General features: G+C 72.3%; 22 protein-coding genes and 1 riboswitch. Of the genes, 9 read left to right on the top strand and 13 right to left on the bottom strand.

The annotated features are described in order from the left end of the window. Nucleotides 1–66: 66 nt before the first annotated feature. The gene (locus VT50_RS41375; RefSeq protein ID WP_106516695.1) at nucleotides 67–123 is read right to left on the bottom strand and encodes a trp operon leader peptide; all 57 of its coding nucleotides are present in this window, start codon (nucleotides 121–123) and stop codon (nucleotides 67–69) included. 153 nt (nucleotides 124–276) lie between these two features. On the opposite strand from VT50_RS41375, the gene VT50_RS17075 reads away from it, so the two are divergent. Beyond that, entirely contained in the window at nucleotides 277–1626 is a 1350-nt protein-coding gene (locus tag VT50_RS17075) for a class II 3-deoxy-7-phosphoheptulonate synthase (protein WP_046086147.1), read from the top strand. Nucleotides 1627–1778: 152 nt separating this feature from the next. Beyond that, nucleotides 1779–2051, top strand: coding sequence for a (2Fe-2S)-binding protein (locus VT50_RS17070; protein ID WP_046086120.1), 273 nt, complete (start codon nucleotides 1779–1781; stop codon nucleotides 2049–2051). 46 nt (nucleotides 2052–2097) lie between these two features. On the opposite strand, the gene bfr is transcribed toward VT50_RS17070, so the two are convergent. Next, nucleotides 2098–2613, bottom strand: coding sequence for a bacterioferritin (gene bfr / locus VT50_RS17065; RefSeq protein ID WP_046086121.1), 516 nt, complete (start codon nucleotides 2611–2613; stop codon nucleotides 2098–2100). Nucleotides 2614–2771: 158 nt separating this feature from the next. Between bfr and VT50_RS17060 the strand changes: the two genes are divergently transcribed. After that, complete coding sequence (locus VT50_RS17060; RefSeq protein WP_046086122.1) at nucleotides 2772–3395, top strand: sulfite oxidase-like oxidoreductase; 624 nt, start codon at nucleotides 2772–2774, stop codon at nucleotides 3393–3395. Between the two features lie 74 nt (nucleotides 3396–3469). On the opposite strand, the gene VT50_RS17055 is transcribed toward VT50_RS17060, so the two are convergent. From VT50_RS17055 to thiO, 7 genes are all read right to left on the bottom strand, one after another. Beyond that, nucleotides 3470–4045, bottom strand: coding sequence for a DUF4396 domain-containing protein (locus tag VT50_RS17055; protein WP_046086123.1), 576 nt, complete (start codon nucleotides 4043–4045; stop codon nucleotides 3470–3472). An 87-nt stretch (nucleotides 4046–4132) separates the two neighbouring features. Continuing rightward, the gene (locus tag VT50_RS17050; RefSeq protein ID WP_046086124.1) at nucleotides 4133–5008 is read right to left on the bottom strand and encodes a deoxyribonuclease IV; all 876 of its coding nucleotides are present in this window, start codon (nucleotides 5006–5008) and stop codon (nucleotides 4133–4135) included. A 103-nt stretch (nucleotides 5009–5111) separates the two neighbouring features. After that, the gene (gene pknB / locus VT50_RS17045; RefSeq protein WP_046086125.1) at nucleotides 5112–7061 is read right to left on the bottom strand and encodes a Stk1 family PASTA domain-containing Ser/Thr kinase; all 1950 of its coding nucleotides are present in this window, start codon (nucleotides 7059–7061) and stop codon (nucleotides 5112–5114) included. A 225-nt stretch (nucleotides 7062–7286) separates the two neighbouring features. Beyond that, the gene (locus VT50_RS17040; RefSeq protein ID WP_053048555.1) at nucleotides 7287–7745 is read right to left on the bottom strand and encodes an SRPBCC domain-containing protein; all 459 of its coding nucleotides are present in this window, start codon (nucleotides 7743–7745) and stop codon (nucleotides 7287–7289) included. A gap of 86 nt (nucleotides 7746–7831) precedes the next feature. After that, entirely contained in the window at nucleotides 7832–8575 is a 744-nt protein-coding gene (locus VT50_RS17035) for a thiazole synthase (RefSeq protein WP_046086149.1), read from the bottom strand. Between the two features lie 137 nt (nucleotides 8576–8712). Then, a complete protein-coding gene (gene thiS / locus VT50_RS17030) occupies nucleotides 8713–8913 on the bottom strand; it encodes a sulfur carrier protein ThiS (protein ID WP_046086126.1) in 201 nt (66 codons plus the stop codon). Next, nucleotides 8910–10121: a glycine oxidase ThiO gene (gene thiO / locus VT50_RS17025; protein ID WP_078840701.1), complete on the bottom strand. Its 1212-nt coding sequence runs from the start codon at nucleotides 10119–10121 to the stop codon at nucleotides 8910–8912. Before thiO ends, thiS begins: the two co-directional genes overlap by 4 nt. Before the next feature lie 99 nt (nucleotides 10122–10220). Then, a riboswitch (TPP riboswitch) is annotated at nucleotides 10221–10334 on the bottom strand. A gap of 460 nt (nucleotides 10335–10794) precedes the next feature. Between thiO and VT50_RS17020 the strand changes: the two genes are divergently transcribed. The 5 genes from VT50_RS17020 (at nucleotide 10795) to VT50_RS17000 (ending at nucleotide 15374) form a co-directional block, all read left to right on the top strand. Further along, nucleotides 10795–12000 (top strand): NAD(P)/FAD-dependent oxidoreductase, encoded by a 1206-nt coding sequence (locus VT50_RS17020; protein ID WP_046086151.1) that lies wholly within the window; start codon nucleotides 10795–10797, stop codon nucleotides 11998–12000. A 113-nt stretch (nucleotides 12001–12113) separates the two neighbouring features. Continuing rightward, nucleotides 12114–12479, top strand: a complete 366-nt coding sequence (locus VT50_RS17015; protein WP_037949046.1) for an Rv2175c family DNA-binding protein — start codon at nucleotides 12114–12116, stop codon at nucleotides 12477–12479. A gap of 116 nt (nucleotides 12480–12595) precedes the next feature. After that, a complete protein-coding gene (gene thiE / locus VT50_RS17010; RefSeq protein ID WP_046086127.1) occupies nucleotides 12596–13267 on the top strand; it encodes a thiamine phosphate synthase in 672 nt (223 codons plus the stop codon). A 135-nt stretch (nucleotides 13268–13402) separates the two neighbouring features. Further along, nucleotides 13403–14320 carry a methylenetetrahydrofolate reductase [NAD(P)H] gene (gene metF / locus VT50_RS17005; RefSeq protein WP_046086128.1) on the top strand — a complete coding sequence of 306 codons (918 nt, stop codon included), beginning with the start codon at nucleotides 13403–13405 and terminating at the stop codon, nucleotides 14318–14320. Nucleotides 14321–14360: 40 nt separating this feature from the next. Beyond that, nucleotides 14361–15374 (top strand): hypothetical protein, encoded by a 1014-nt coding sequence (locus VT50_RS17000; protein ID WP_046086129.1) that lies wholly within the window; start codon nucleotides 14361–14363, stop codon nucleotides 15372–15374. A gap of 262 nt (nucleotides 15375–15636) precedes the next feature. On the opposite strand, the gene VT50_RS16995 is transcribed toward VT50_RS17000, so the two are convergent. The 4 genes from VT50_RS16995 to VT50_RS16980 all read right to left on the bottom strand — a co-directional run bounded on the left by VT50_RS16995 (nucleotide 15637) and on the right by VT50_RS16980 (nucleotide 21092). Continuing rightward, a complete protein-coding gene (locus VT50_RS16995) occupies nucleotides 15637–17193 on the bottom strand; it encodes a phytoene desaturase family protein (RefSeq protein WP_046086130.1) in 1557 nt (518 codons plus the stop codon). A gap of 353 nt (nucleotides 17194–17546) precedes the next feature. Continuing rightward, on the bottom strand, nucleotides 17547–18164 hold the full coding sequence (locus VT50_RS16990) for a TetR/AcrR family transcriptional regulator (protein ID WP_046086131.1): 618 nt from the start codon (nucleotides 18162–18164) through the stop codon (nucleotides 17547–17549). Between the two features lie 35 nt (nucleotides 18165–18199). Then, entirely contained in the window at nucleotides 18200–20284 is a 2085-nt protein-coding gene (locus VT50_RS16985) for a YhgE/Pip family protein (RefSeq protein ID WP_046086132.1), read from the bottom strand. Beyond that, entirely contained in the window at nucleotides 20256–21092 is an 837-nt protein-coding gene (locus tag VT50_RS16980) for an ATP-binding cassette domain-containing protein (RefSeq protein WP_046086133.1), read from the bottom strand. The genes VT50_RS16985 and VT50_RS16980 overlap by 29 nt, the downstream gene beginning before the upstream one ends. Nucleotides 21093–21283: 191 nt before the next feature. On the opposite strand from VT50_RS16980, the gene VT50_RS16975 reads away from it, so the two are divergent. Next, nucleotides 21284–21814 carry an SAV_6107 family HEPN domain-containing protein gene (locus VT50_RS16975; protein WP_046086134.1) on the top strand — a complete coding sequence of 177 codons (531 nt, stop codon included), beginning with the start codon at nucleotides 21284–21286 and terminating at the stop codon, nucleotides 21812–21814. Nucleotides 21815–21952: the final 138 nt, after the last annotated feature.

The raw sequence follows: 21952 nt of genomic DNA, 5'->3' as shown, positions 1-21952 counted from the left end.
ACCCGCGGAAACACCGAAGGCCGCCCCTCGGGCGGCCTTCGCGAGATCTCTTGAGAGTGCGCGATATCAGTGGGCCGCCGGATGAGCGGTCCACCACCAGGTCATGGTCAGTCGCGCGAACATGGAACGGACTGTACCCCAGGGGCGGCCGCCGGGTCGGGTGGAGTGCGTGCCGATGATCCCGGACGGGACGGGCGGTCCACGGCGTGACGGAAAGGTGTCTCATCCCTTGGGCAGCGGGCTGGACGGCCATGAAGACCCCGTAACCTTGTGCGGGTGACCGTGAACGCTGAAACCCACGCCGGTGGCCACACCTGGCAGTCTCTTCCCGCGGCGCAGCAGCCCGACTGGCCGGACCGAGCGGCTCTGCGCGATGTGATCGCTGAGCTCGAGTCCTATCCGCCGATCGTCTTCGCGGGCGAGTGCGACGCGCTGCGGCACCGCCTGGGGGCCGTGGCGCGGGGCGAGGCGTTTCTGCTGCAGGGCGGAGACTGCGCCGAAGCGTTCGACGGCGTGGGCGCCGACCAGATCCGGAACAAGCTCAAGACCCTCCTCCAGATGGGCGCCGTGCTGACCTACGCCGGGTCGGTCCCGGTGGTGAAGGTGGGCCGGATCGCCGGGCAGTACAGCAAGCCGCGCTCCAAGCCGACCGAGACCCGGGACGGTGTGACCCTGCCCACCTACCGCGGCGACTCCGTCAACGGGTTCGAGTTCACCCCCGAGGCGCGGATCCCGGACCCGCAGCGGCTGAAGCGGATGTACCAGGCGTCGGCCTCCACGCTGAACCTGGTGCGCGCCTTCACCACCGGCGGCTACGCGGACCTGCGGCAGGTGCACGCCTGGAACCAGGACTTCGTGAAGTCCTCGCCCTCGGGCCAGCGCTACGAGGCGCTGGCGCGCGAGATCGACCGGGCGCTGTCCTTCATGAACGCCTGCGGGGTGGACCCCGAGGAGTTCAAGACCGTCGAGTTCTTCTCCTCGCACGAGGCGCTGATCCTCGACTACGAGACCGCGATGACCCGCACCGACTCCCGCACCGGTGAGCTGTACGACGTCTCCGGGCACATGGTCTGGATCGGCGAGCGCACCCGGCAGCTGGACGGGGCGCATATCGAGTTCGCCTCCAAGGTCCGCAACCCGGTGGGCGTGAAGCTGGGCCCGACGACCACGCCGGAAGAGGCGCTGTCGCTGATCGAGCGGATCGACCCGGACCGCGAGCCGGGACGGCTGACCTTCATTACCCGGATGGGCGCGGACAAGATCCGCGACAAGCTGCCCAACCTGGTGGAGAAGGTGACCGCCTCCGGTGCGGAGGTCGTCTGGGTCTGCGACCCGATGCACGGCAACACCTTCGAGGCGGCGTCCGGGCACAAGACCCGCCGCTTCGACGATGTGCTGGACGAGGTCAAGGGCTTCTTCGAGGTCCACAAGGAGCTGGGCACCCATCCGGGCGGCATCCATGTGGAGCTGACCGGCGACGATGTCACGGAGTGCGTGGGCGGTGGCGACGAGATCTTCGTCGACGATCTGCACCAGCGCTATGAGACGGCGTGCGACCCGCGGCTCAACCGCAGCCAGTCGCTGGACCTGGCGTTCCTGGTGGCGGAGATGTACCGGGACCAGTAGAGATCTTGTTTCGGTAGAGACCGCATGGACGCGGGTGGGGCGCGGATCACATGGATCCGCGCCCGCCGTGCGTTGTGGGGGTCCGGCGCGACAGGTAAGGTAAGGGTTACCTCACTGATCAACGCCATCGTCGACGCCCCGCTGGAGAGCCCGTGTACGTCTGCTCATGCTTCGGGATCACCGAGCAGCAGGTGCGTGAGCACGCGGATACGGGCGCGTGCACTCCGCGCCAGATCGCCGGTGCCTGTAAGGCGGGCACGGACTGCGGATCGTGTGTGCGGAAGATCCAGGCGCTGCTGGGCCGCGGCGGGTGCCCCCGGCGCGAGGCGCCGGACCCGGTCGTCCTGACGACGGCCACGACCACGGCTGCGACGGCCACGGCTGTGACGGCGGCATCCGTGACGGCGGCGGCCGAGGCGGCCTGACCGGCGGACCGGTCCGGTCGCCGCCGAGCGTTCCGCCGCCGCGGGCTCAGTGGCCCTTGCCGCTCCCGGAGTAGTTGTCGCCGCTATCGCTGGGCTGCTCGATCTGCTGGGCGATGTACAGGGGCTCACCGAGTTTCTCGATCAGCTCCAGCTGGGTGTCGAGATAGTCGATGTGGAGTTCCTCATCGGCGAGGATGTACTCGAAGAGATTCGCCGAGGTGATGTCCGACTTGGAGCGCATCAGCTCGATGCCCCGCTTGAGGCGGTCGATCGCCTCGATCTCCACCTGCCGGTCGGCCTGGAACATCTCGGTCAGCGTCTGGCCCACCCGGACATGGAACAGCCGCTGGTAATTGGGCAGCCCGTCCAGAAGAAGGATGCGGTCGGTGATGATCTCCGCATGCTTCATCTCGTCGAAAGACTCCGACCGGGTGTATTTGGCAAGCCGAGTCCAGCCAAAGTGGTCCTGCATCTTTGAGTGCAGAAAGTACTGATTGATGGCGGTCAGCTCGCCGGTCAGCTGTTCGTTGAGGAACTCAAGGACCTCGGGGTCACCCTGCATCGGAGGGGCTCCTTCCAATCCGATCGGGAACGGCAGGTTCCGCGCATCGTTGCACCGCGCCTGTTGGGGCGTCCAGTAAGTGCACGCTTAGTACGAGTTGTGCCTGTCCTTGATGCCCTGGTCACGACCACCCCTGGCGGTCTGAGACCATGGAGCCCATGGGTCAGTCGGAAAGCCGCGAGGGGGAGCTCGCGAAGCTGCCCCCTGGGCAGCGACTGCAGCGCGGTTGGCCGGTTACGCACTATGGGCCGGTTCCCAAGTTCAGGCCGGACCGCTGGGAGTTCCGGGTCTTCGGCGCCACGGCCGATGGCGAAAAACACTGCTGGACGCATGAGGAGTTCTCGGCCCTCCCGTACTCGACGGTCGTCGCCGATCTGCACTGCGTCACCAAATTCAGCATGCTCGACGCCGAATGGGGCGGGGTTTCCGCACTGGAGATCGCGAAGCTCGCACCGCCCGCGCCCGACGTCACCCATGTGATGGTGTGGGCCGAATACGGGTTCAGCTCGAATCTGCGGCTGGCGGACTTCATGGCGAAGTCCACGATTTTCGCCACCCACAAGGACGGCGAGCTGCTCACCGCGGAGCATGGCTTTCCGGCGCGACTGGTGGTGCCCCATCTGTACGCCTGGAAGGGCCCGAAATGGGTGCGCGGGGTGGAGTACATGACCGCCGACCGCCGCGGATTCTGGGAGGAGCGCGGCTATCACAACATCGGCGACCCCTGGGCGGAGCAGCGCTACTCCTACCAGGAGGAGCCGGGCGACGGCCCGGAGTTCTAGGGGCTCCGCCGTACGGCAGGGGCCTCGCCCCCGGTTCCCGGGGTCTGGGGCGGGGCCCCGGTTGCAGGGCCCAGTCAGTGGTACTGGTGGACCACCGCATGCCCCTTGCCCCGCCCGATCATCCACCTGTTGACCGGCGTGGTGACCAGGAACGCCACCACGAACGACAGGGCCAGGCTGAGCCAGAAGAGGGCGTCCGACAGCGTCGCGTCCATCGCGCCAGGGAAGACGGCGATCGTCGCGTTGTCGGCCAGCTCCATGATCGTGATCGATACGGTGTCGGCCGCCAGCGCCACCCGCAGCGCGCTGCGCAGCCCCAGCCCCGCCCGCAGCACGCCCCGCATCGTCAGGGAGTAGCCGAAGACGAAGGCGAGCACGATCGCGAGGACCATGGTCGGGACGTTGTGCCAGGCCAGGGCCGTGCCGATGGCCATGCCCGCGACCTCGCCGATGGCGCAGCCGGTGAGGCAGTGCAGGGTGGCCTGGGCGGCCATCGGCCAGCTGGTCGCGCCCACGCGGTGCCCATCGTGCCCATCGTGCCCATTGCGCTCATTGCGCTCATTGCGCTCATTGCGCTCATGGCGCTCATGGCGCTCATGGCGCTCATGAGGTCCGCTCTGCGTGTGCTGCTCATGCTGTCGCATGTCCATACCCCCAGCGGCGATCGCGGATCAGTCGACCACTGTCAACGCTATACCCCCTAGGGGTATTCCTTTCGCGTTGCGCCGGGCGCGCTCTCAGGCCACCCCGGCGCGCAGTTCCTTCAGCCGGGCCACATCCGCCGCATGCCCCTCCGTACCGCCCGGCGTCTCGATCACCAGCGGCACCCCGTCGGTCGCGGGGTGGGTGAACAGCTCGCGGAACGGCTCCGCCCCGATGTGCCCGGCGCCGATGTTCGCGTGCCGGTCCTTGTGGGCGCCGACCACGTCCTTGGAGTCATTGGCGTGGATCAGCCTGAGCCGCCCCGCACCGGCGACGGCCACCAGCTCGTCCAGGGTCTGCTTCACACCGCCCGGGGCGGCGAGGTCATGGCCCGCCGCGAACACATGGCAGGTGTCCAGGCAGACCCCGAGCCGGGGATGCCGGTCGAGCGCCTGGACATACGGGCCCAGGTCCTCCACCAGCGCGCACAGCGAGGTGCCCTGCCCCGCGGTCGGCTCCAGCAGCAGCCAGGGGTCGTCGTCCCGGGTCAGCTCGTCCAGCAGCGGCAGCACCCGCTCCCGTACCTGCGCGATCGCCGTGGCGCGGGGGCGTCCGCCGGTCGCCGAGCCGGTGTGGACGACCACGCCCAGCGCGCCGATCTCCCGGCCGCGCCGGAGCGAATGGCGCAGGGACTCCACGGAGCGTTCGGCCGTGGCCCCGGTGTGCGAACCGAAGTTGATCAAGTACGGGGCGTGGACGTACGCCGGTATCGACCGCTCGGCGCAGCCGGCGCGGAACGCCTCGTCCTGGGCGGGCGTACCGGCCGGGGTGGCCCAGCCGCGCGGATTGGCGACGAAGACCTGGACGGTCTCGGCGCCGATGTCGGCGGCGTGCGCCAGACCGACGGTGGCGAGGCCACCGGCCACCCGGATATGGCCACCGATGGGGTTGCGGATGCGATGTGTGCTCACGTCATCAAGGGTCCCAGGTGCGACGGGGTGCGGGGGCCCGCGCTGTCCCTCGTCTTGTCCTGTGCGAGGTGATGGCCCCCGGGCCGGGGCCCGCCGTGGGGCCTCAGAACACGCCGCCCTTGGTCCTGATGGTGATCGTGCTGCCCTTGGGCGCCTCGTCGCCGCCCTCGACCGACTGGTCCCGCACCGTATCCCCGGGGAACAGCAGCGCCTTCTTGACGTCCACCTCGAACCCGGCGTCCTCCAACTCCGCCTTGGCGTCGTCCACGTTCATCCCCGTGACGTCCGGCACCTCGACCATCTGCGCACCCTTGGAGACCGTCAGGGTCACCGTGTCGCCCTTGGCCCCCTTGGCGTCCTCGTCGTCCGCCGACGGGGACTGCTCGGCGACCGAGCCCTTGTCCTCCTCCGAGAACACCTGCCGTTCGGCGATCTTCACCTTGAAGCCCGCGTCCTCCAGCGTGGACCGGGCCTCGTCGACCGAATCGCCCACCACGTCCGGGATGTCGATCGGCTGGCCCTTGCTGACCACGATCGACACGGGCGTCTCGGGGCGGCGCACGGAGTCCGGGCGCGGGCTGGTGGAGAGGACCGAGCCCTGGGCCGTCTCACTGCTGAAGCTGCCGGTGACCTTGCCGACCGTGAGCCCCTGGTCCGCGATCTTCCGCTTGGCCTCGGCCAGCGGCATGCCCACCACATTGGGCACCTCGGCCCGCGGCGGCCCCTGGGATACCCGGATGGTCACGGTGCCGCTGTCACGGACACGGTCACCAGGGCCGGGCTTGGAGCCGATGACCTTCCCCTTGGGGATGACGTCGCTGAACTCATTGACGACCTTCACCTCGAGACCCGCGCCGTGCAGCTTCTTCTCGGCCTCCGCCTGGGTCTTCCGCAGCACCGGCGGGACCTCGGTGAACTGGCCCGCGCTGACGTACCAGACCCCGATGCCCAGGGCGATCGCCAGCAGCACCGCGGCGGCGATCGTCACGATCGCGCGGCGCGGCAACCGGCCCCGGCCGCCGCGGCCGCCCCGGCGGTGCCCCTCCTGCCGGGGCGGTTCCAGGGGCAGCTCCAGACGGCTGGTGTGGTGGAACTGGTCCTGGTCGTCGACGGCCCCCGCCGGGCGCGGAATCACCGCCGTACGGTTCTCGGATCCGGCCGAGAGGTCCTCCTTGGCCTGCGGCGGCACCGCGTCCAGCTGGGCGTCGGTCAGCGCGGCCCGTACCGCCCGGGCCGTGCTCAGCAGCGCGACGGCGTCGGCGGGGCGCCCCTCGACGGCGCGCGCGGTGGCCGAGGCCACCAGCGCGTCCAGCTCCGGGGCGACCCCGGGCGCGAGGGCGGAGGGCGGCGGGACGTCCTCGTTCAGATGCTGATAGAGGACCTGCGCCGGGGTGCTGCCGCCGTGCGGCTTGGCGCCGGTCAGCATCTCGTAGAGCACCACACCGCAGGCGTAGACATCGGCGCGGGTGTCGGCCGTGCCGTACTCGATCTGCTCGGGCGCGAGATACGAGACGGTGCCGAGGACGCTGCCCGTGGAGGCGCTGGTGTTGGTGTCCACGGCCCGGACCAGGCCGAAGTCGGCGACCTTGACCCGGCCGTCGTCCCCGATCAGCACGTTCTCTGGCTTCATGTCGCGGTGGACGAAACCGGCGCGGTGGGCCGCCCCGAGCGCGGCCAGTACCGGCTCCAGGATGTCCAGCGCGGCGCGCGGACGCAGGGCCCCGCGCCCGCGGAGCACATCGCGCAGGGTGCAGCCGGAGACGTACTCCATGGCCAGATAGACATGGCTGCCGTCGGTGCCCTGGTCGTAGACGGCGACCACATTGGCGTGCGCGAGTCTCGCGACGGACTTCGCCTCCCGGATGAAGCGCTCGACGAAGGCGGCGTCGGAGGCGAGGCTCTGATGCATCACCTTCAGCGCGAGCACACGGTCCAGCCGGGTGTCGACGGCCCGGTAGACCGTCGCCATCCCGCCAACGGCGATGCGCGCCTCGATGCGGTAGCGGCCGTCGAGCTCCTGCCCGACGAGGGGGTCCTGGAGGGTCGTATCCACGGGGGAAGTCTACGAGGCGCCGATATCGGCCAGGACCGCCCGCCCCAGGTGGGACGGGTACTGCAGCGGAACGGTGACAGGGACGGGCCGGTTCCGGTGACCGCGGCGGGTCGGGGACGGCGGCCGCGGCGAGCCGGAATCGGTGGCCGCGGCCAACCGGGGACGGCAGCCACGGCGAACCGGGGACGGTGGTCGCGGGGAGGCGGGGACGGTTGCCGCGGCGGGTCAGTTGTGCGACGCGGCGGCGATCGCGGCCAGCTCCTCCAGGGCGGAGGTCCAGGACAGCGTGGCGTACTCGGCGTGCTTGGCCTTGGCGTCGTCGGGGATGGCCAGGGCGCGGATGCCGCTCTCCGCGAACCGCAGCCGGGTGCCCCGCCCCTCGGGCGCGAGCGCGAACTCCACGAGGGTGGCCGCGCCGGGGTCCGAGGGGGCGTGATCGGGCTCCAGGGCCAGCCGGAACCGGAAGAGGGCGTCCGGGACCGCGCGCTCGACCCGGCCGTGGAACTCTCCGCGCTCGTCCCAGCGGAACCGGAGCCGCCCGCCGGGGCGGGGGTCGATCTCGCAGCCGCCGGGGGCGTACCAGGCGCGGATGTGCTCGGGCGTCGTCAGCACCCGCCACACCCGGTCGGTCGGCGCCGGTACGTACACCTCGCGCTCGATCCGGTCGTCCACGGTCAGGGTCACGGTGACCACCTCCGGGCTGTGGGCTGCTCCCTCCCTCCACGGTAGGGTCTCGCCGCGCCGGGAGACCGGGGGCGAGCGCCCGGGGCCTAGCCGAAGGCCGGGCGCTCGGGGTCCAGGGCGGCCAGGCCCTCGGCCGGGCTCGACGCCTCGGCGAAGTGGCGGCGCGGGATCCGGCCCGCCCGGTGGGCCAGCCGCCCCGCCTCCACCGCGTGCCGCATCGCCGCCGCCATCAGCTCCGGCTCCTGGGCCCGGGTGACGGCCGAGGCGAGCATCACCGCCGCGCACCCCAGCTCCATGGCCAGCGCGGCGTCCGACGCCGTACCCGCGCCCGCGTCCAGGATCACCGGCACGGTGGCGCGCTCGGTGATCAGCTGGAAGTTGTGCGGATTGCGGATGCCGAGCCCGGAGCCGATCGGGGAGCCGAGCGGCATGATCGCGGCACAGCCGACGTCCTCCAGCTTCCGGGCCAGGACCGGATCGTCGTTGGTGTACGGCAGGACCGCGAACCCGTCGTCCACCAGGGTCTCGGCGGCGTCCAGCAGCTCGATCGGATCCGGGAGCAGGGTGCGCTCGTCGGCGACCACCTCCAGCTTGACCCAGTCCGTGCCCAGGGCTTCCCGGGCGAGGCGGGCGGTGAGTACGGCCTCACCGGCGGTGAAACACCCGGCGGTGTTGGGCAGTGGGCGGATCCCGTGCCGAGTGAGCACGGAGAGCACCGACCCCTGCACCGTGGGGTCGAGCCGCCGCATCGCGACGGTCGTCAGCTCGGTGCCGGAGGCCATTAGCGAACGCTCCAGGATCTCCAGACTGGGCGCACCGCCGGTGCCCATGATCAGCCGGGAGCCGAAGTCGGTCCCGGCGATGGTGAGCGGATCGGGCACGGCGAGCGACGCGCGGTCGGCGGCGCCGTGGGCGGCGGGGATGGCTGTGCTGCTCACAGTGCTCGTGCTGGGAGCCATGGGTGGGATCAGCCTCCTTGGACCGCGGTGAGGACCTCGACGCGATCACCGTCGCCGAGCGGGGTCTCGGACCACCGCGTGCGCGGGACGACCGTCTCGTTGACGGCGGCGGCGACGCCCGAGGGCGCCTGGGTGAGGGTCGCGACGAGCCGGTCGAGCGTGGTGCCCTCGGGCACCTCACGAGGCTCGCCGTTGACGGAGACGGTCATGTGTGCTGCTCCTGTACGGGGGAGTGCGCGGCACCTACGGGGGAGTGCGCGGCACCGGGGGCGGCCGGGGCCGCCGCGGTGTCCGGCGGGGCCGTGAAGCGCCGGGGGGTGAACGGCCGGGCTTCCGGGGGGAGTTCTCCGCTGGTCAGGGCCTCGGCCATGACATCGCCGGTGATCGGGGTGAGGAGCACCCCGTTGCGGAAGTGGCCGGTGGCCAGCAACAGCCCCGGCAGCGCGGTCGGGCCGAGCATCGGGGCGTTGTCGGGGGAGCCGGGGCGCAGCCCGGCGGACGTCTCCACCAGCGGCAGTTCGGTGATGCCTGGCACCACTTCATGGGCGTCCCGCAGCAGTTCGTACACCCCGCCCGCGGTGACCGTGGTGTCCCAGCCCAGCTCCTCGCTGGTCGCGCCGATGACCAGCTCGCCGTTCTCGCGGGGCACCAGGTAGACCGGCCCGCCGCGCACCACGGCCCGTACGGTACGGGAGAGGAACGGCGCGTACCGCTCGGGCACCGACAGCCGCACCACCTGTCCCTTGACGGGCCGTACGGGCGGCAGGACGTCGTCGGGGACGCCCGCGAACCGTCCGCTGAGGCTGCCCGCGGCCAGTACGGTGCGCTCGGCGGCCAGGCGGGTACCCCCGGTCAGCTCGACCCCGGCGGCGCGGTCACCGCCGCCGTTGCCATTCAGCAGCAGCCGCTCCGCGCGGTCGCGGTGGAAGGCGACCCCGGCCCGCTCACACGCGGTGAGCAGCGCCGCGGTCAGCCGCCGCGGATCCACCTGGTGGTCACCGGCGACCCGCAGCCCGCCGTGCACGCCCGGCGAGAGCATCGGCTCCAGACGGCGGCATTCGCGACCCGTCAGCCACTCGGACTCCAGCCCGAGCCCCTGCTGGAAGGTGTGGAGCTCGCGCAGATGGGCGCGGTCGTCGGCGTCGAACGCGACGGCGAGCGTGCCGCACGCGCGGTGGCCCACGTCCTGGCCGCTGGCCTCCTCCAGCTCGGTCACGAAGTCCGGATAGCGGCGCGCGGAGGCCATATTGAGGCCGAGCAGGGTCTGCTCGCCGTAGTGCAGCTCGGTGACGGCCGCCAGCATCCCGGCCGCGACCCAGGCGGCTCCGCCGCCGGGCGCCGGGTCGACGAGCGCGGTACGCAGCCCCCGCTGGGCCGCCCGCCAGGCCGTGACCAGCCCGATGACGCCGCCTCCGATGACGAGGGCGTCGTAGCGTCTGACGAGGGCGTCGTAGCGTCCGCCGCCGGGTGGCGACCCGCCCGATGTGTGAGGCCCGTCGTCGTGACCTGGTGCGTGCGTGGACACGCTGCCCCTCCCTTCGCCGGCATGACCCGGATCAGGTTCGTACGGTCGGAGGCCGTTCCAGCCTCCCTCTCAGCCCGGTCCGCCCGGGCTCCCGCGAGTGCTCTGTGCCGCCACCCTAGTACGTGCCCCGAATGACCCGAAAGAGCGACCACACCCCAGGAGACCCAGCCCCCGGGCGCGTCTATCCAGCCCCTCCGGCGCTTGAGCCGGGTTCGGGACGTGAATCGCATATTTCAGCCCCTCCGGCGTTTGAGCCGGGTCTGGGACGTGAGCCGCATATTTCAGCCCCTCCGGCGTTTGAGCCGGGTCTGGGACGTGAGCCGCATATTTCAGCCCCTCCGGCGTTTGAGGAGCGGGGTCCGGGGCGGAGCCCCGGCGGGGGAGAAGGGGGCGGAGCCCCCTCTCGGGAACCGCTCTGTGTCCGACCTCTCGCAAGCCGCTCTCCAGTCCGCCCCACCAGCCGCAATACAGTGATCGTGTGAGCGACGATGAGACGACGACGAAGACGACGACGAAGCCGTCCTCGAACGGCGGCGGACAGCGCGTGGTGATCGTCGGAGCGGGCATGGCCGGCGTACAAACCGCCGTCGCGCTGCGCGAACAGGGCTGGACCGGGGAGATCGTCCTGCTGGGCGCGGAGCCCCACCAGCCCTACGACCGGCCGCCGCTGTCCAAGGCCGTACTGCTCGGAAAGGCCGAGGGCTCGACGCTCGACGTCGACTTCGCCGGGCTCGGCATCGGCCTGCGCCTGGGCGTCCAGGTCACCGGCCTGCGCCCGGACAAGCGACTCGTCGAGACCGCGACCGGCCAGCTTCCGTACGACGTCCTGGTGATCGCCACCGGCGCCGAGCCGATCCCGCTGCCGGGCGGCGAAGCAGAGCCCGGCGCCGAGCCCCGCGCCGAGCCCCGCGTCCATCTGCTGCGCACGCTGGACGACGCCGAGCGGCTGCGCCCGGTGCTCGCCCGGCAGCGCGAGATCGCGGTCGTGGGCGCGGGCTGGATCGGCGCCGAGTTCGCCACCGCCGCACGCGAGGCGGGCTGCGCCGTCACCGTCGTCGAGGCCGCCGACCGGCCGCTGGCGGGCGCGCTCCCGGCCGAGGTCGCGGCCCCCATGGCGGCCTGGTACGCGGACTACGGCGCCCGGCTGGTCACGGGCGCCCGAGTGGCCGCCGTGGACGAGAACGGGCTGCTGCTCGGCGACGGCACCCGGCTGCGCGTGGGCGCGGTGGTCGTCGGGATCGGCGCCCGGCCCGCCACGGACTGGCTGGCGGGCTCGGGCGTGGAGCTGGCCGGGGACCGTTCCGTCGCCGCCGACGACCGGCTGCGCACCTCCGCGCCGGACGTCTACGCGGTCGGCGACTGCGCCTCCTTCCCGTCCGCCCGCTACGGAACGCGACTGCTGGTGCACCACTGGGACAACGCGCTCCAGGGGCCGCGCACCGTCGCCGCCAACGTGGTCGGAAGCCGGACCGCCGCCCACTTCCCCGGTGTGGTCTACGACCCGGTGCCCTACTTCTGGTCCGAGCAGTTCGGGCGCTTCGTGCAGTACGCCGGGCACCACTCGGAGGCCGACGAGCTGGTCTGGCGCGGCGATCCGGCCGGTGCCGCCTGGTCGGTGTGCTGGCTGCGCGAGGGCGCCTTGGTCGCCCTGCTGGCCGTCGGCCGTCCGCGCGATCTGGCCCAGGGGCGCAAGCTGATCGAGCGCGGTGCCTGGCTGGACCGGACGCGGGCCGAGGACCCCTCGGTGCCGCTGAAGTCGGCCGTACTCTGACCGGTGGACCGACCGCCGGTCGGCCGTCGGCCGGGGTGCCCGGGGCGGGGCGGGCGGTCCGCGTGGCGGGCGCCCGGCTACCCACTGTCAGTCCCAGATGGCAGGCTTGTTCCGTGACCGAGATTGACGCAAAGATCGATGCTCTCGTCCCCGCCTGGCTCACCCTCCCCGATGTCGCCGAACGGCTGGGGGTCGAGGTGACGCGCGTCCGGCAGCTGGTCAAGGAGGGCCAGCTGATCGCCGTGCGCCGTGGTGAGAACCGGGTCCTTCAGGTGCCCGAGGAGTTCATCGGTGACGGAAAGGTCGTCAAGGGCCTCGTGGGGACCTTGACGCTTCTGAAGGACGACGGCTTCAGCGACGAAGAGATGCTGGAGTGGCTTTTCACCCCTGACCCAAGCCTGCCCGGCACCCCGGCACGGGCGCTGAGCGAGAATCGCGGCACGGAAGTGAAGCGGCGCGCTCAGGCTCTCGCCGTCTGACCCTCGCCGTCGTCATCGCACCTGATCGCACCTGATCGCAGCTGATCGCCTCGCACCTGGCGTACGGGCCGGGCTCCATCACGGCCCGTACGCCGCCCGACCCTCCGGGGGAGCCCATGTCCGCCAGCGCCACTGCCGCCACCGTCTCCGCTCGGGAGCGGCTGGCCGACGCCCGCCTCTATCTGTGCACCGACGCCCGGAAGCGCCAGGGCGATCTGCAGGAGTTCCTGGACGCCGTCCTGGGGGCGGGGGTGGACATCGTCCAGCTGCGGGAGAAGGAGATGGAGGCGGCGGAGGAGCTGGACCACCTCCAGGTCTTCGCCGACGCCTGCCGTCGGCACGGCAGGCTGCTGGCGGTCAACGACCGGGCCGATATCGCGCATGCCATCGGCTCGGACGTGCTTCATCTGGGCCAGGGCGATCTGCCGGTGCCAGCGGCGCGCGCGATCCTCGGCGAGGACGTGCTGATAGGGCGCTCCACCCACGCGGAGGCCGAGGTGGACGAGGCGGCGGTCCAGCCCGGTGTGGACTATTTCTGCACCGGCCCCTGCTGGCCCACCCCCACCAAGCCGGGCCGCCCGGCGCCGGGGCTGTCCCTGGTGCGCCACGCCGCCGCGCTGGGCACGGAGCGGCCGTGGTTCGCCATCGGCGGAATCGACGCCGCCAACCTGGACCAGGTCCTGGAGGCGGGCGCCCGCCGCATCGTCGTGGTCCGGGCCATCACGGCCGCCGACGATCCGGCGGGGGCGACGGCGGAGCTGGCGAAGCGGGTCCGTACGGCGACCTGACCGGGGTCCGTACGGCGACCTGACCGGGGTCCGGCCCGGACAGAGCCGTCCGCGCTGCGGGAAAGTGAGCTGGCAAAACCCCCATATCTCCGGGGCCGGGTGGGCGTAGCCCGGCCGGGTCGATAGCCTGCACATATGGCCCTAGGCACCGCTTCCACCAGGACCGATCGCGCCCGGACCGTGCGCGATCTGCTCGCGTCGGGCGAGCAGTCGTATTCCTTCGAATTCTTCGCCCCCAAAACGGCGAAGGGCGAGCAGACGCTGTGGAACGCCATCCGCAGGCTGGAAGCCGTCTCGCCCACCTTCGTGTCCGTGACCTACGGAGCCGGCGGTTCCTCCCGCGAGGGCACCGTGCGCGCCACCGAGCGCATCGCGACGGACACCACGCTCACCCCCGTCGCCCATCTGACCGCGGTCAATCACTCCCGGGCCGAGCTGCGCAACATCATCGGGCAGTACGCGGGCGCCGGGATCCGGAACATGCTGGCCCTGCGCGGCGACCCGCCGGGCGACCCCCTGGGGGAGTGGATCCAGCACCCCGACGGTCTCACCTACGCCGCCGATCTGGTCCGGCTGATCAAGGAGTCCGGCGACTTCTGCGTCGGCGTGGCCGCGTTCCCCGAGATGCACCCCCGCTCGACGGACTGGGACACCGACATCCGTCACTTCATCGACAAGTGCCGCGCGGGCGCCGACTTCGCCATCACGCAGATGTTCTTCTACCCCGAGGACTATCTGCGGCTGCGTGACCGGGTCGCCGCAGCGGGCTGTACGACACCGATCATCCCTGAAATCATGCCGGTCACGAACGTCAAGCAGATCGAGCGGTTCGCGCAGCTCAGCAATGCGGCGTTCCCGCCCGAACTGGCTGAGCGGATCCTGGCGGTGAAGGACGACCCGGCGGCTGTACGCTCGATCGGGATCGACTACGCCACGAAGCTGTGTGCGCGGTTGATGGCCGAGGAGATCCCCGGGCTGCACTTCATTACCCTGAACCACTCCACGGCGACGCTGGAAATCTACGAGAATCTGGGACTGCATCAGCGGTCCTGATGACGGCAGCCGACGGGCGGCCGCACTGAGAGGGGCGGGCATGGGCTGGACGGTCCTCTACATCGCATTCGGCGTCGTCGCGCTGTGGCTGCTGGGAGAGGTCCTCCTGCAGTACAAGGCGCGACTCCGCTGGCGGCTGCTGGCCTTCGTCGGCTTCCTGGGCGTGGTCGTCGGTGTGCTGATCCCGTCGGTTCCGGTGATCGGGGTGGGCGCGATCGCCTTCGCCATCGGCCAGACGTATGTGACGCTCTCCTTCCGGCGCGGTTTCGCGGCGGGCTGGGCGCTGCGCGGCGGGCTGCCGGGGCTGCTCGGGCGCGAGGGGAGGAGCATCCGGCCGGACGACGCGGACAAGGAGCCGATCCTCGAGGTCTCCGACCTGGAGACGGTTCCGGCGGCGCAGCCGGAGCGGCCCGTCTATCAGCCGCAGCCCCAGCCGGAGCCGCCCGCCTACCAGCCGCAGCCGATGCCCGACGACACCGGTGAGTACGGCGTCTACGAGGAGCCGTCGCCCTTCACCCCGGCCTCGGGCACGTACAGCGACGCGGCGGCGGACGGCTACAGCCCGTACGAGACGTACGGGGGCTACGGCGCGCAGCAGCAGGACCACAGCCAGGGGCAGGGCCACGGCTACGGCCAGGACGTCTACGCGGACCAGATGAGCCAGGCCGGGCAGTACGGCTATGGGAACGAGGCGTACGCGGCCTACGGCCAGGACCCGTACGGCGGCGCCCAGCCCCAGGCCCAGCCCTATGACCAGTCCGCCTACGACCAGCAGGCGTACGACCAACAGGCGTACGGCCAGCAGCAGTACGCCGACCAGTACGCGGCCTACGGTCAGCAGGATCCGTACGGCGGGGCCTACGGCGGTGGCGACCACTGGGCGGCCGAGGCCGGTTACCCCGCGCCGGACCCGGCGTACGACGTGATGCAGTCCGGCGGGCCCTGGGTGCCACAGCAGCGCGAGGGCGACGCCGCACCCCCGGCGGACCAGCAGGCGTACCCGTACCAGCAGCAGGGCTACCCCCAGGGGTTCGACGAGCAATACCGCTACTGACCTCCCCCGACAGGTAGTTGCCGCTCCGGCGAGCGGCCCCCGCCCACGCGTTTTGCGGGGCTCGCGCTCGCTGCCCCGCCGGGTCCCGCACTGCGGTCAGACCGCGCCGCCCGGCCGCCCGCCACGGCGGGGACCCGCCACCCGGCCCCCGCGCTGCGCGGGGGAGGCGCCGCTCGGCCTCGCGCTACGGCCGGTCCGCCCCGCCGAGGCCCGCCCTACGGCGGGGAGGCGCCGCTCGGCCCCGCGCCGCGGGGAGCCGCTGTCACTGGGAGCCGTGCCAGTCCTTGCCCTCGACGATCAGCCCGGCCACCAGTGCGCCCGACATCCCGGCGTGGGCGAGCCCGCCGCCCGGGTGGGCCCAGCCGCCCGCCAGATACAGGCCCGGTATCCGGGTGGCGTTGGCGGGCCGCAGAAACGCGCCGTCCGCTCCCGCGAGCACCGGGCCAGGAACGCCACCGCCCCGGGCGCCCGTCTGCGCCGCGGTGTCGGCGGGTGTGCGGACCTCATGCCACAGGAGCCGCCCCCGCAGCTCCGGTATCGCCACCTCGGCGGCCGTGATCAGCCGCTGGGCGTCCTGCTCCGCCGCCGCGCGGTCCGTCCAGTCCACCGGGCCGTGCGGGGCGACGACCGCGGTGAGGGTGACGGCCTCGTGCTCCGCGTCCGGGCGCACCGCGGGGTCGTCCGGGCGCAAGACCGTCACCGTGGGGCGGGGGCAGGGCTCGCGGAGCCCCGGGCCGTCGCCGAAGACGGCGGCCAACTCCGCGTCGCGGTCCGGGGCGTGGACCACGGTGCGGTGCGCGGTGCCCTCGGGGCGGGCGCCGCGCAGCGCCAGAAGGACGGTCAGCCGCCCCGGTGTGCCGCCGCCCGCACCGGGCTCCGGCCGCACGTCCCCCTCCCGCCAGGGCCCCGCCCCGCCGAGCAGCGGGGGCAGCAGCGCGGGGTCGATGCCCGAGATCACCGAATCGGCCTCCGCGACGGTGCCGTCGGCCAGCTCCACACCCGCCGCACGGCCGTCCTTCTCCACGATGCCGGTGACTTCGGCCTCGAAGTGGAACTCCACCTTCCGCTGGCGGCAGCGCTCATGGACGGCATCGGCGAGCGCCCGCATCCCTCCGCGCACGTACCAGGTGCCGAACGTCTGCTCCACATACGGCAGCACGGTGGCCGCGGCGGGGGCGGCGCGCGGGTCCAGGCCGTGCGCCAGCGCATGGCTCTCCAGGAGGGCCACCGCGCGCGGATCCCCCAGCTCGCGCCGGGCCACCTCGGCGAGCGTGGGCGGCCCGTCGGCGCCGCCCCGGCGGAACAGCCCGCCCAACCGGCCGCGCCGCACGGGGACGGCCGGATAGGGATCGCGGCCCAGGACCCGCCAGTCGGCGCGCAGCGGCTCCTCCAGGAGCGGTCTGCGGGTGGCGTCCCACACCTCGCGCGCCCGGTTGAGCAGATCGCTCCAGCGCTCGCCCGCGCCCGCGCCGAAGGCGGCGTCCAGCGCCCGGACCACCCCGGCCCGCGAGGCGTTGGGCAGCCGGACGTCCGTGCCGTCGGCGAAGAGGTGCCGGACCGCCGGGTCGACCTGGACGAGCTCGACGCTCTGCTCCAGGGTCTGCTTGCCCGTCTTCACGAACAGGTCCCGGTGGACGGCGGGCAGCTGCAGCAGCCCCGGGCCCGTGTCGAAGCGGAAGCCGTCCCGCTCGAAGCGGCCGACCCCGCCGCCATGGGTGCGCCCGCGCTCGTACACCACCACCCGGTGGCCCGCCACGGCCAGCCGGGCGGCCGCCGCCATGGCGCCCACCCCGGAGCCGATCACCACAATCCGTGCCATGACCGTGACTGTATCCGCCCCCACCGACAGCCGGGTCACCGTGCCTGGGGACGAGCGCGCAGAGCTGAGTACGCGTACTCAGCCGGGGAGATGAGTAGCCGTGCGGATGGGCCGCCACCTGCGCGGACGGGAGAGTGGGGACCACGGAAGGGCCACGCGCCGCACCGCCGGCACGGGGCGGCGGAACGGCGCGGGCCCGGACGAAAGGTGGGAGTCACCGGGAGTCTCTGGACCAGGAGCCTCCAACGGGGGAAGTACGGGGGAGTTACGGGGGGAGGCGCTGTTCCGGTCAGGCCGATGAGAGTCGGTCTGCCGGAACAGCGCCTTCTGCTTTCACCCCGGGGCCCACGGATTCACCCCGAGGCCACGGTCCCGCCGACGCGGCCCTGCAGCAGCCGTGACAGCGCCGCGTGCACATCCTCCAGCGAACGCTCCGGCTGATAGGACTGCCAGTCGAGCGCCGCCACCAGCACCATCCCGAACAGCGCCGAGGCCGTCAGCGGGATGTCGATGTCCTCGCTGAGTTCCCGCGCGGCCACCCCGGCCCGCAGCTCGGCCTCGATCACCGCTATGGCCCGCTGCCTGACCATCATCAAGGTGGACTGCCAGGCGCGGTTGGTGCGCCACAGCTCGGCCACGTACAGCTGGGTCAGCGACGGATAGCGGGAGATGAAGTCCAGCCCGGCCCGGACCATGGCGTCCAGGGCGTCCACATGGCTGCCGCCGCGCTCGGCGTTCTCGTCGGCGGCGGTCTGGAGGGAAGCGGTCAGCAGCTCGATGCCGTGCTGCAGCAGCTCCTCGAAGAGCACGGTCTTGCTGGCGAAGTTGTAGTAGACCGTGCCCTTGGCCACCCCGGCCCGCTCGGCGATCTCGTCCACGGTGGTGGAGGAGAAGCCCTGTTCGGCGATGAGGGTGACCGCTGCCTCGAAGAGTTTCTGCCGGGTGGCCTGGCGGCGCGTGCTGCTGTCCATGGCGCCGATTCTGCCCGTTGCCGCTGTTCTCCCGCTTACAGGCTCAGCTCCGGGTGCAACCGGTCCACCGTCCACACCTGTCGGCGCCGTGCCGACCACGCGGTGAGCGCCAGGGCGGCCACGGTGAATCCGATGAGCACTCCGCAGGCCAGCCACACCGGTCCCAGCCCGCCGCCGGTGATCAGTCGGCGCAGCCCGTCCACCACGTAGGTCATCGGCAGGAAGGGGTGGATGGCGTTGAAGAAGCGCGGACTGGTCTGTACCGGATAGGTGCCGCCCGCCGAGGTCAGCTGGAGCATCAGCAGGGCCAGCACCAGGATCCGGCCGGCCGGTCCGAAGCGGGCGTTCAGCCACTGCACGATCGCCGCGAAACACACGGTCACCAACGTCAGGAAGCCGAGCGTGCCGGCGGCCCGCACCATGTCGAGGCCGATCGCCCAGTGCAACACCGCCATCAGGGCCAGCGTCTGGAACACGCCGATCGCGGCGACCGGGAGCCAGCCCGCGAACGCGATCCGCCAGGAGGAGGCGCCCGCCGCGAGCGCGCGCCCGTTGAGCGGCTGGATCAGCATGTAGGCCACCATCGCGCCGACCCACAGGGAGAGCGGGATGAAGTACGGGGCGAAGCCCGTGCCGTAGTTGGGCGCCTTGTGCAGCGCCTGGTTGACCAGCCGTACCGGATCGGACATGACCTCCGTACGGGCGTCACGGTCCTGCTTGCCGTAGTCGGGGATCTTGGCGGCGCCGTCGTGCAGACCGCCGGAGAGCTTCCCGGAGCCGTCCACGAGCCGGTACATCCCGCCGCCCAGGGTGTCCGCGCCGCCGCGCGCCTTACCGACGCCGCTGTCGAGATCGGACGCGCCGGTCTTGGCGGTGCTCAGCCCGGTGTGCAGGGTTCCGGCGCCCTTGGCGACCTTCCGCGCCCCGGAGTTGAGGGTGTTGATCTTCCGTACGGCGGAGTCGAGGTCGGTGTCCAGGTGCGGGGCGTGGTGCGCGAGCCAGAGCGCCTGGCCGTGCAGATCGTCCAGCTGGCCGCCCAGGGTGTCGAGTTGTCCGGTGTGGTCCTGGACCAGCTCGTTGACGTCCTCGGCCACATCGGCGGCGGTGTCGGCCGCCGTCACCGACTTCTTCAGCGCGGGGCAGTCCGGGCCGAGGGACACCGCGCCCTCGCAGCGGGTCCGGTAGTCGGCGGCGAGGCCATCGGACGCCTTGCGGGCCTTGGTGGCCGCCGTGGAGGTCTTCTCGGGCAGGGTGTCGAGGTTGTCGGACGCCTTCTGGGAGGCGTCGGCGACCAGTTGGGAAATGTCGCCGATCTCCTTGCCGTGCTCCTTGAGGAACGGGCGGACCTTGGCCGCCACGTCGTTGACCTTGTCGGACAGGGACTGGGTGCCGTCGGCGACCCCGCCCGCGCCGGCCCGGAGCGTCCCGGAGCCCTTGTAGAGCGTGCCGAGCCCCGACTTCAGATCGCGGCTGCCCTCCTTGGCCTTCACCAGGCCCTTGGCGAGGTCGTCCGCGCCCTTCTTGGCCCTGCCGATGCCCTGACCGAGCTTGTCGGCGCTCTTGGCCGCCTTCTCCGTCTCGCCGTGGATGTCGGCGAAGGAGATGAAGATGTTGTCGTAGAAGCCGCGGGACGCCTTGGTGGAGGCCGCGGAGCGCACCTCGGCGAAGACCGAGCGGGAGATCTGGCCGACGATGTAGTTGTTGGCGTCGTTGGTGCGCACCTTGAGGGCGCCGGTCTCCGGGGACTTCCCGGAGCTGGAGGCGATCTGGCGGCTGAAGTCCGGGGGGACGGTCAGCGAGAGGTAGTACGTGCCGTTCGCGACGCCCTTACGGGCCTCGGCGGCGCTCGTGGGGCGCCAGTCGAAGGTCTCGCTGTCGAGCAGCTTGCCGGTGATGTCGTCGCCCGCGGTGAGGCGCTCGCCCTTCACGGTGGCGCCGGTGTCCGAGTTGACCAGGGCGACCGGGATCTTGTCGAGCTTGCCGTACGGATCCCAGAAGGACCACAGGTACAGCGCGCCGTAGAGCAGCGGCAGCAGGAGCAGGGCGGCGAGCGCCGCGCGCGGCAGCTTGCCCCTCCCGAACCGCTTCAGCTCAAGCGCGGCGAGCTTCGGCGAGCGCATCCGCCGACCCCTCCTCGTTCTCTTCGTGTTCGTGTTCGTCGGTGGCGGGCGCGTCGGCCTTCTGGGTCCGGCGGGCCGTCCCGCCGCTCTCGGCGGCGCTGGTGCGCGCGGTGCGGACCACGACCGCCCCGGGCGGGGCCTGGCTGCACACCGCGAGGACCGTGGTGCCGTCCTCTGCGACCCCGCGCAACAGCGCCCAGGCCACCGCGCGGTCGGCGTCCGAGAGCTTCAGGTCGGCGTCGTCGACGGCCAGCAGCCGGGGCCGGGCGATGAGCGCGAGGGCGATCGACAGCCGCAGCGCCTCCAGCCGCTCCAGGTCCCGTACGGCCGTACGCGGCCCCTTGGGCAGTGTGTCGAGGTTCAGCCCGGCGGCCGTAAGGGCGGCGTCGATCGCGGCCCGTGACGCGGCGGCCCGCTCCCGGCGCGGGCGCAGCAGCCCGCGCGGGGAGTCGGCGAACCGGCGCCGCAGCAGGGCCCGCTCGCGCAGGTGCTCGGCGACCGTGAGCACCGGGTCGAGCTCGGAGACGCCCGGCACGTGCGCGAGCGCGCTGATCCGGCGTATGCGCGCCATTTGTTGGGGCACCCGGAAGCCATCGACACCGCAGTCTCCCTCGGTGGGGCGCATCCGGCCGGTGAGCGTCAGCAGCAGGGAGGTGCGGCCCGAGCCGGACGGGCCCTCGACCGCGATCAGCGCACCCGGGTCGGCGGCGATGTCGGCACCGCGGAACGCCCAGCCGCGCGGCCCCTTGACGCCGAGCCCCGAGGCCGTCACCGCCGCCCCGGTCTCCGCTTCTGGGGTGCCCCCCACACAGATCACTTCCTTGACTTTTGAACTGACTGGTCAGTGCAAAAACAAGTATGGAGCATGGCGGGGCGAGGCCGAAGACCGGGTCGTTCGCGCTGGTCAGGGCCGATTGTCAGTGGTGTGCCCCACGATGGCCCTATACGGCGGTCGCTCTACCACACGAGCGGCCGTCACGCGACGACAGGAGGTTCGTCATGGCCAGTACCGCCGCAGCGCGCCGGCACCGTGCCGCCGCCCCTGCCCCCTCGTTGACCGGTCCCGCGACCGATGTCCACCCCGTGCTGCGCCGCGCGTCCGCCCCGCCCGCCGCCGCGGCCCTCCTCACCCAGGCCCATGAGGGTCTTGAGGAGGCCGCCGCGCTCGAGACCGCCAACGAGCGCTTCGCGGCCGCGCATCTGGCCGCGCTGCGCACGGCCGCCGCCGTGCTCGCCGTGCGCGGTCGCCCCGAGTCCACCGCGCGCCGCCGCGTCCGGATCCGCAGCGCCTGGGAGGTGCTGCCCGAGGTCGCGCCCGAACTGACCGAGTGGAGCGCCCTGTTCGCCTCCGGCGCCGAGCGCCGCGCCCGCGCCGAGGCGGGGATACAGGGCGCCGCGAGCCCGCGGGACGCGGACGATCTGCTGCGCGCCACCGCGATGTTCCTGCGCCTGGTGGAGCGCATGCTGGTGCTCCAGCCCGCCCTGCCCCACCAGGGGCCGGACGACGAGCCGGGCCCGCCGGGGGCCTGAGGGGCGGTATCGGTGGGGGCGGCCAGGCATCCGCGCGGGGGCGGCCCGGCACCCGTGCGGGGGCGGGGGGCCCCCGTGGCCGCCTCGGCGCGGCCCGCCCCACGGAGGTAAGCGGCCCGCCCCGCGGAGGCAATAGGC

The organism is Streptomyces antioxidans, assembly GCF_000968685.2.
Taxonomy (GTDB): Bacteria; Actinomycetota; Actinomycetes; order Streptomycetales; family Streptomycetaceae; genus Streptomyces; species Streptomyces antioxidans.
Note: the sequence above shows the minus strand (reverse complement) of the source record. Positions and strands in the feature narration are given on the sequence as shown.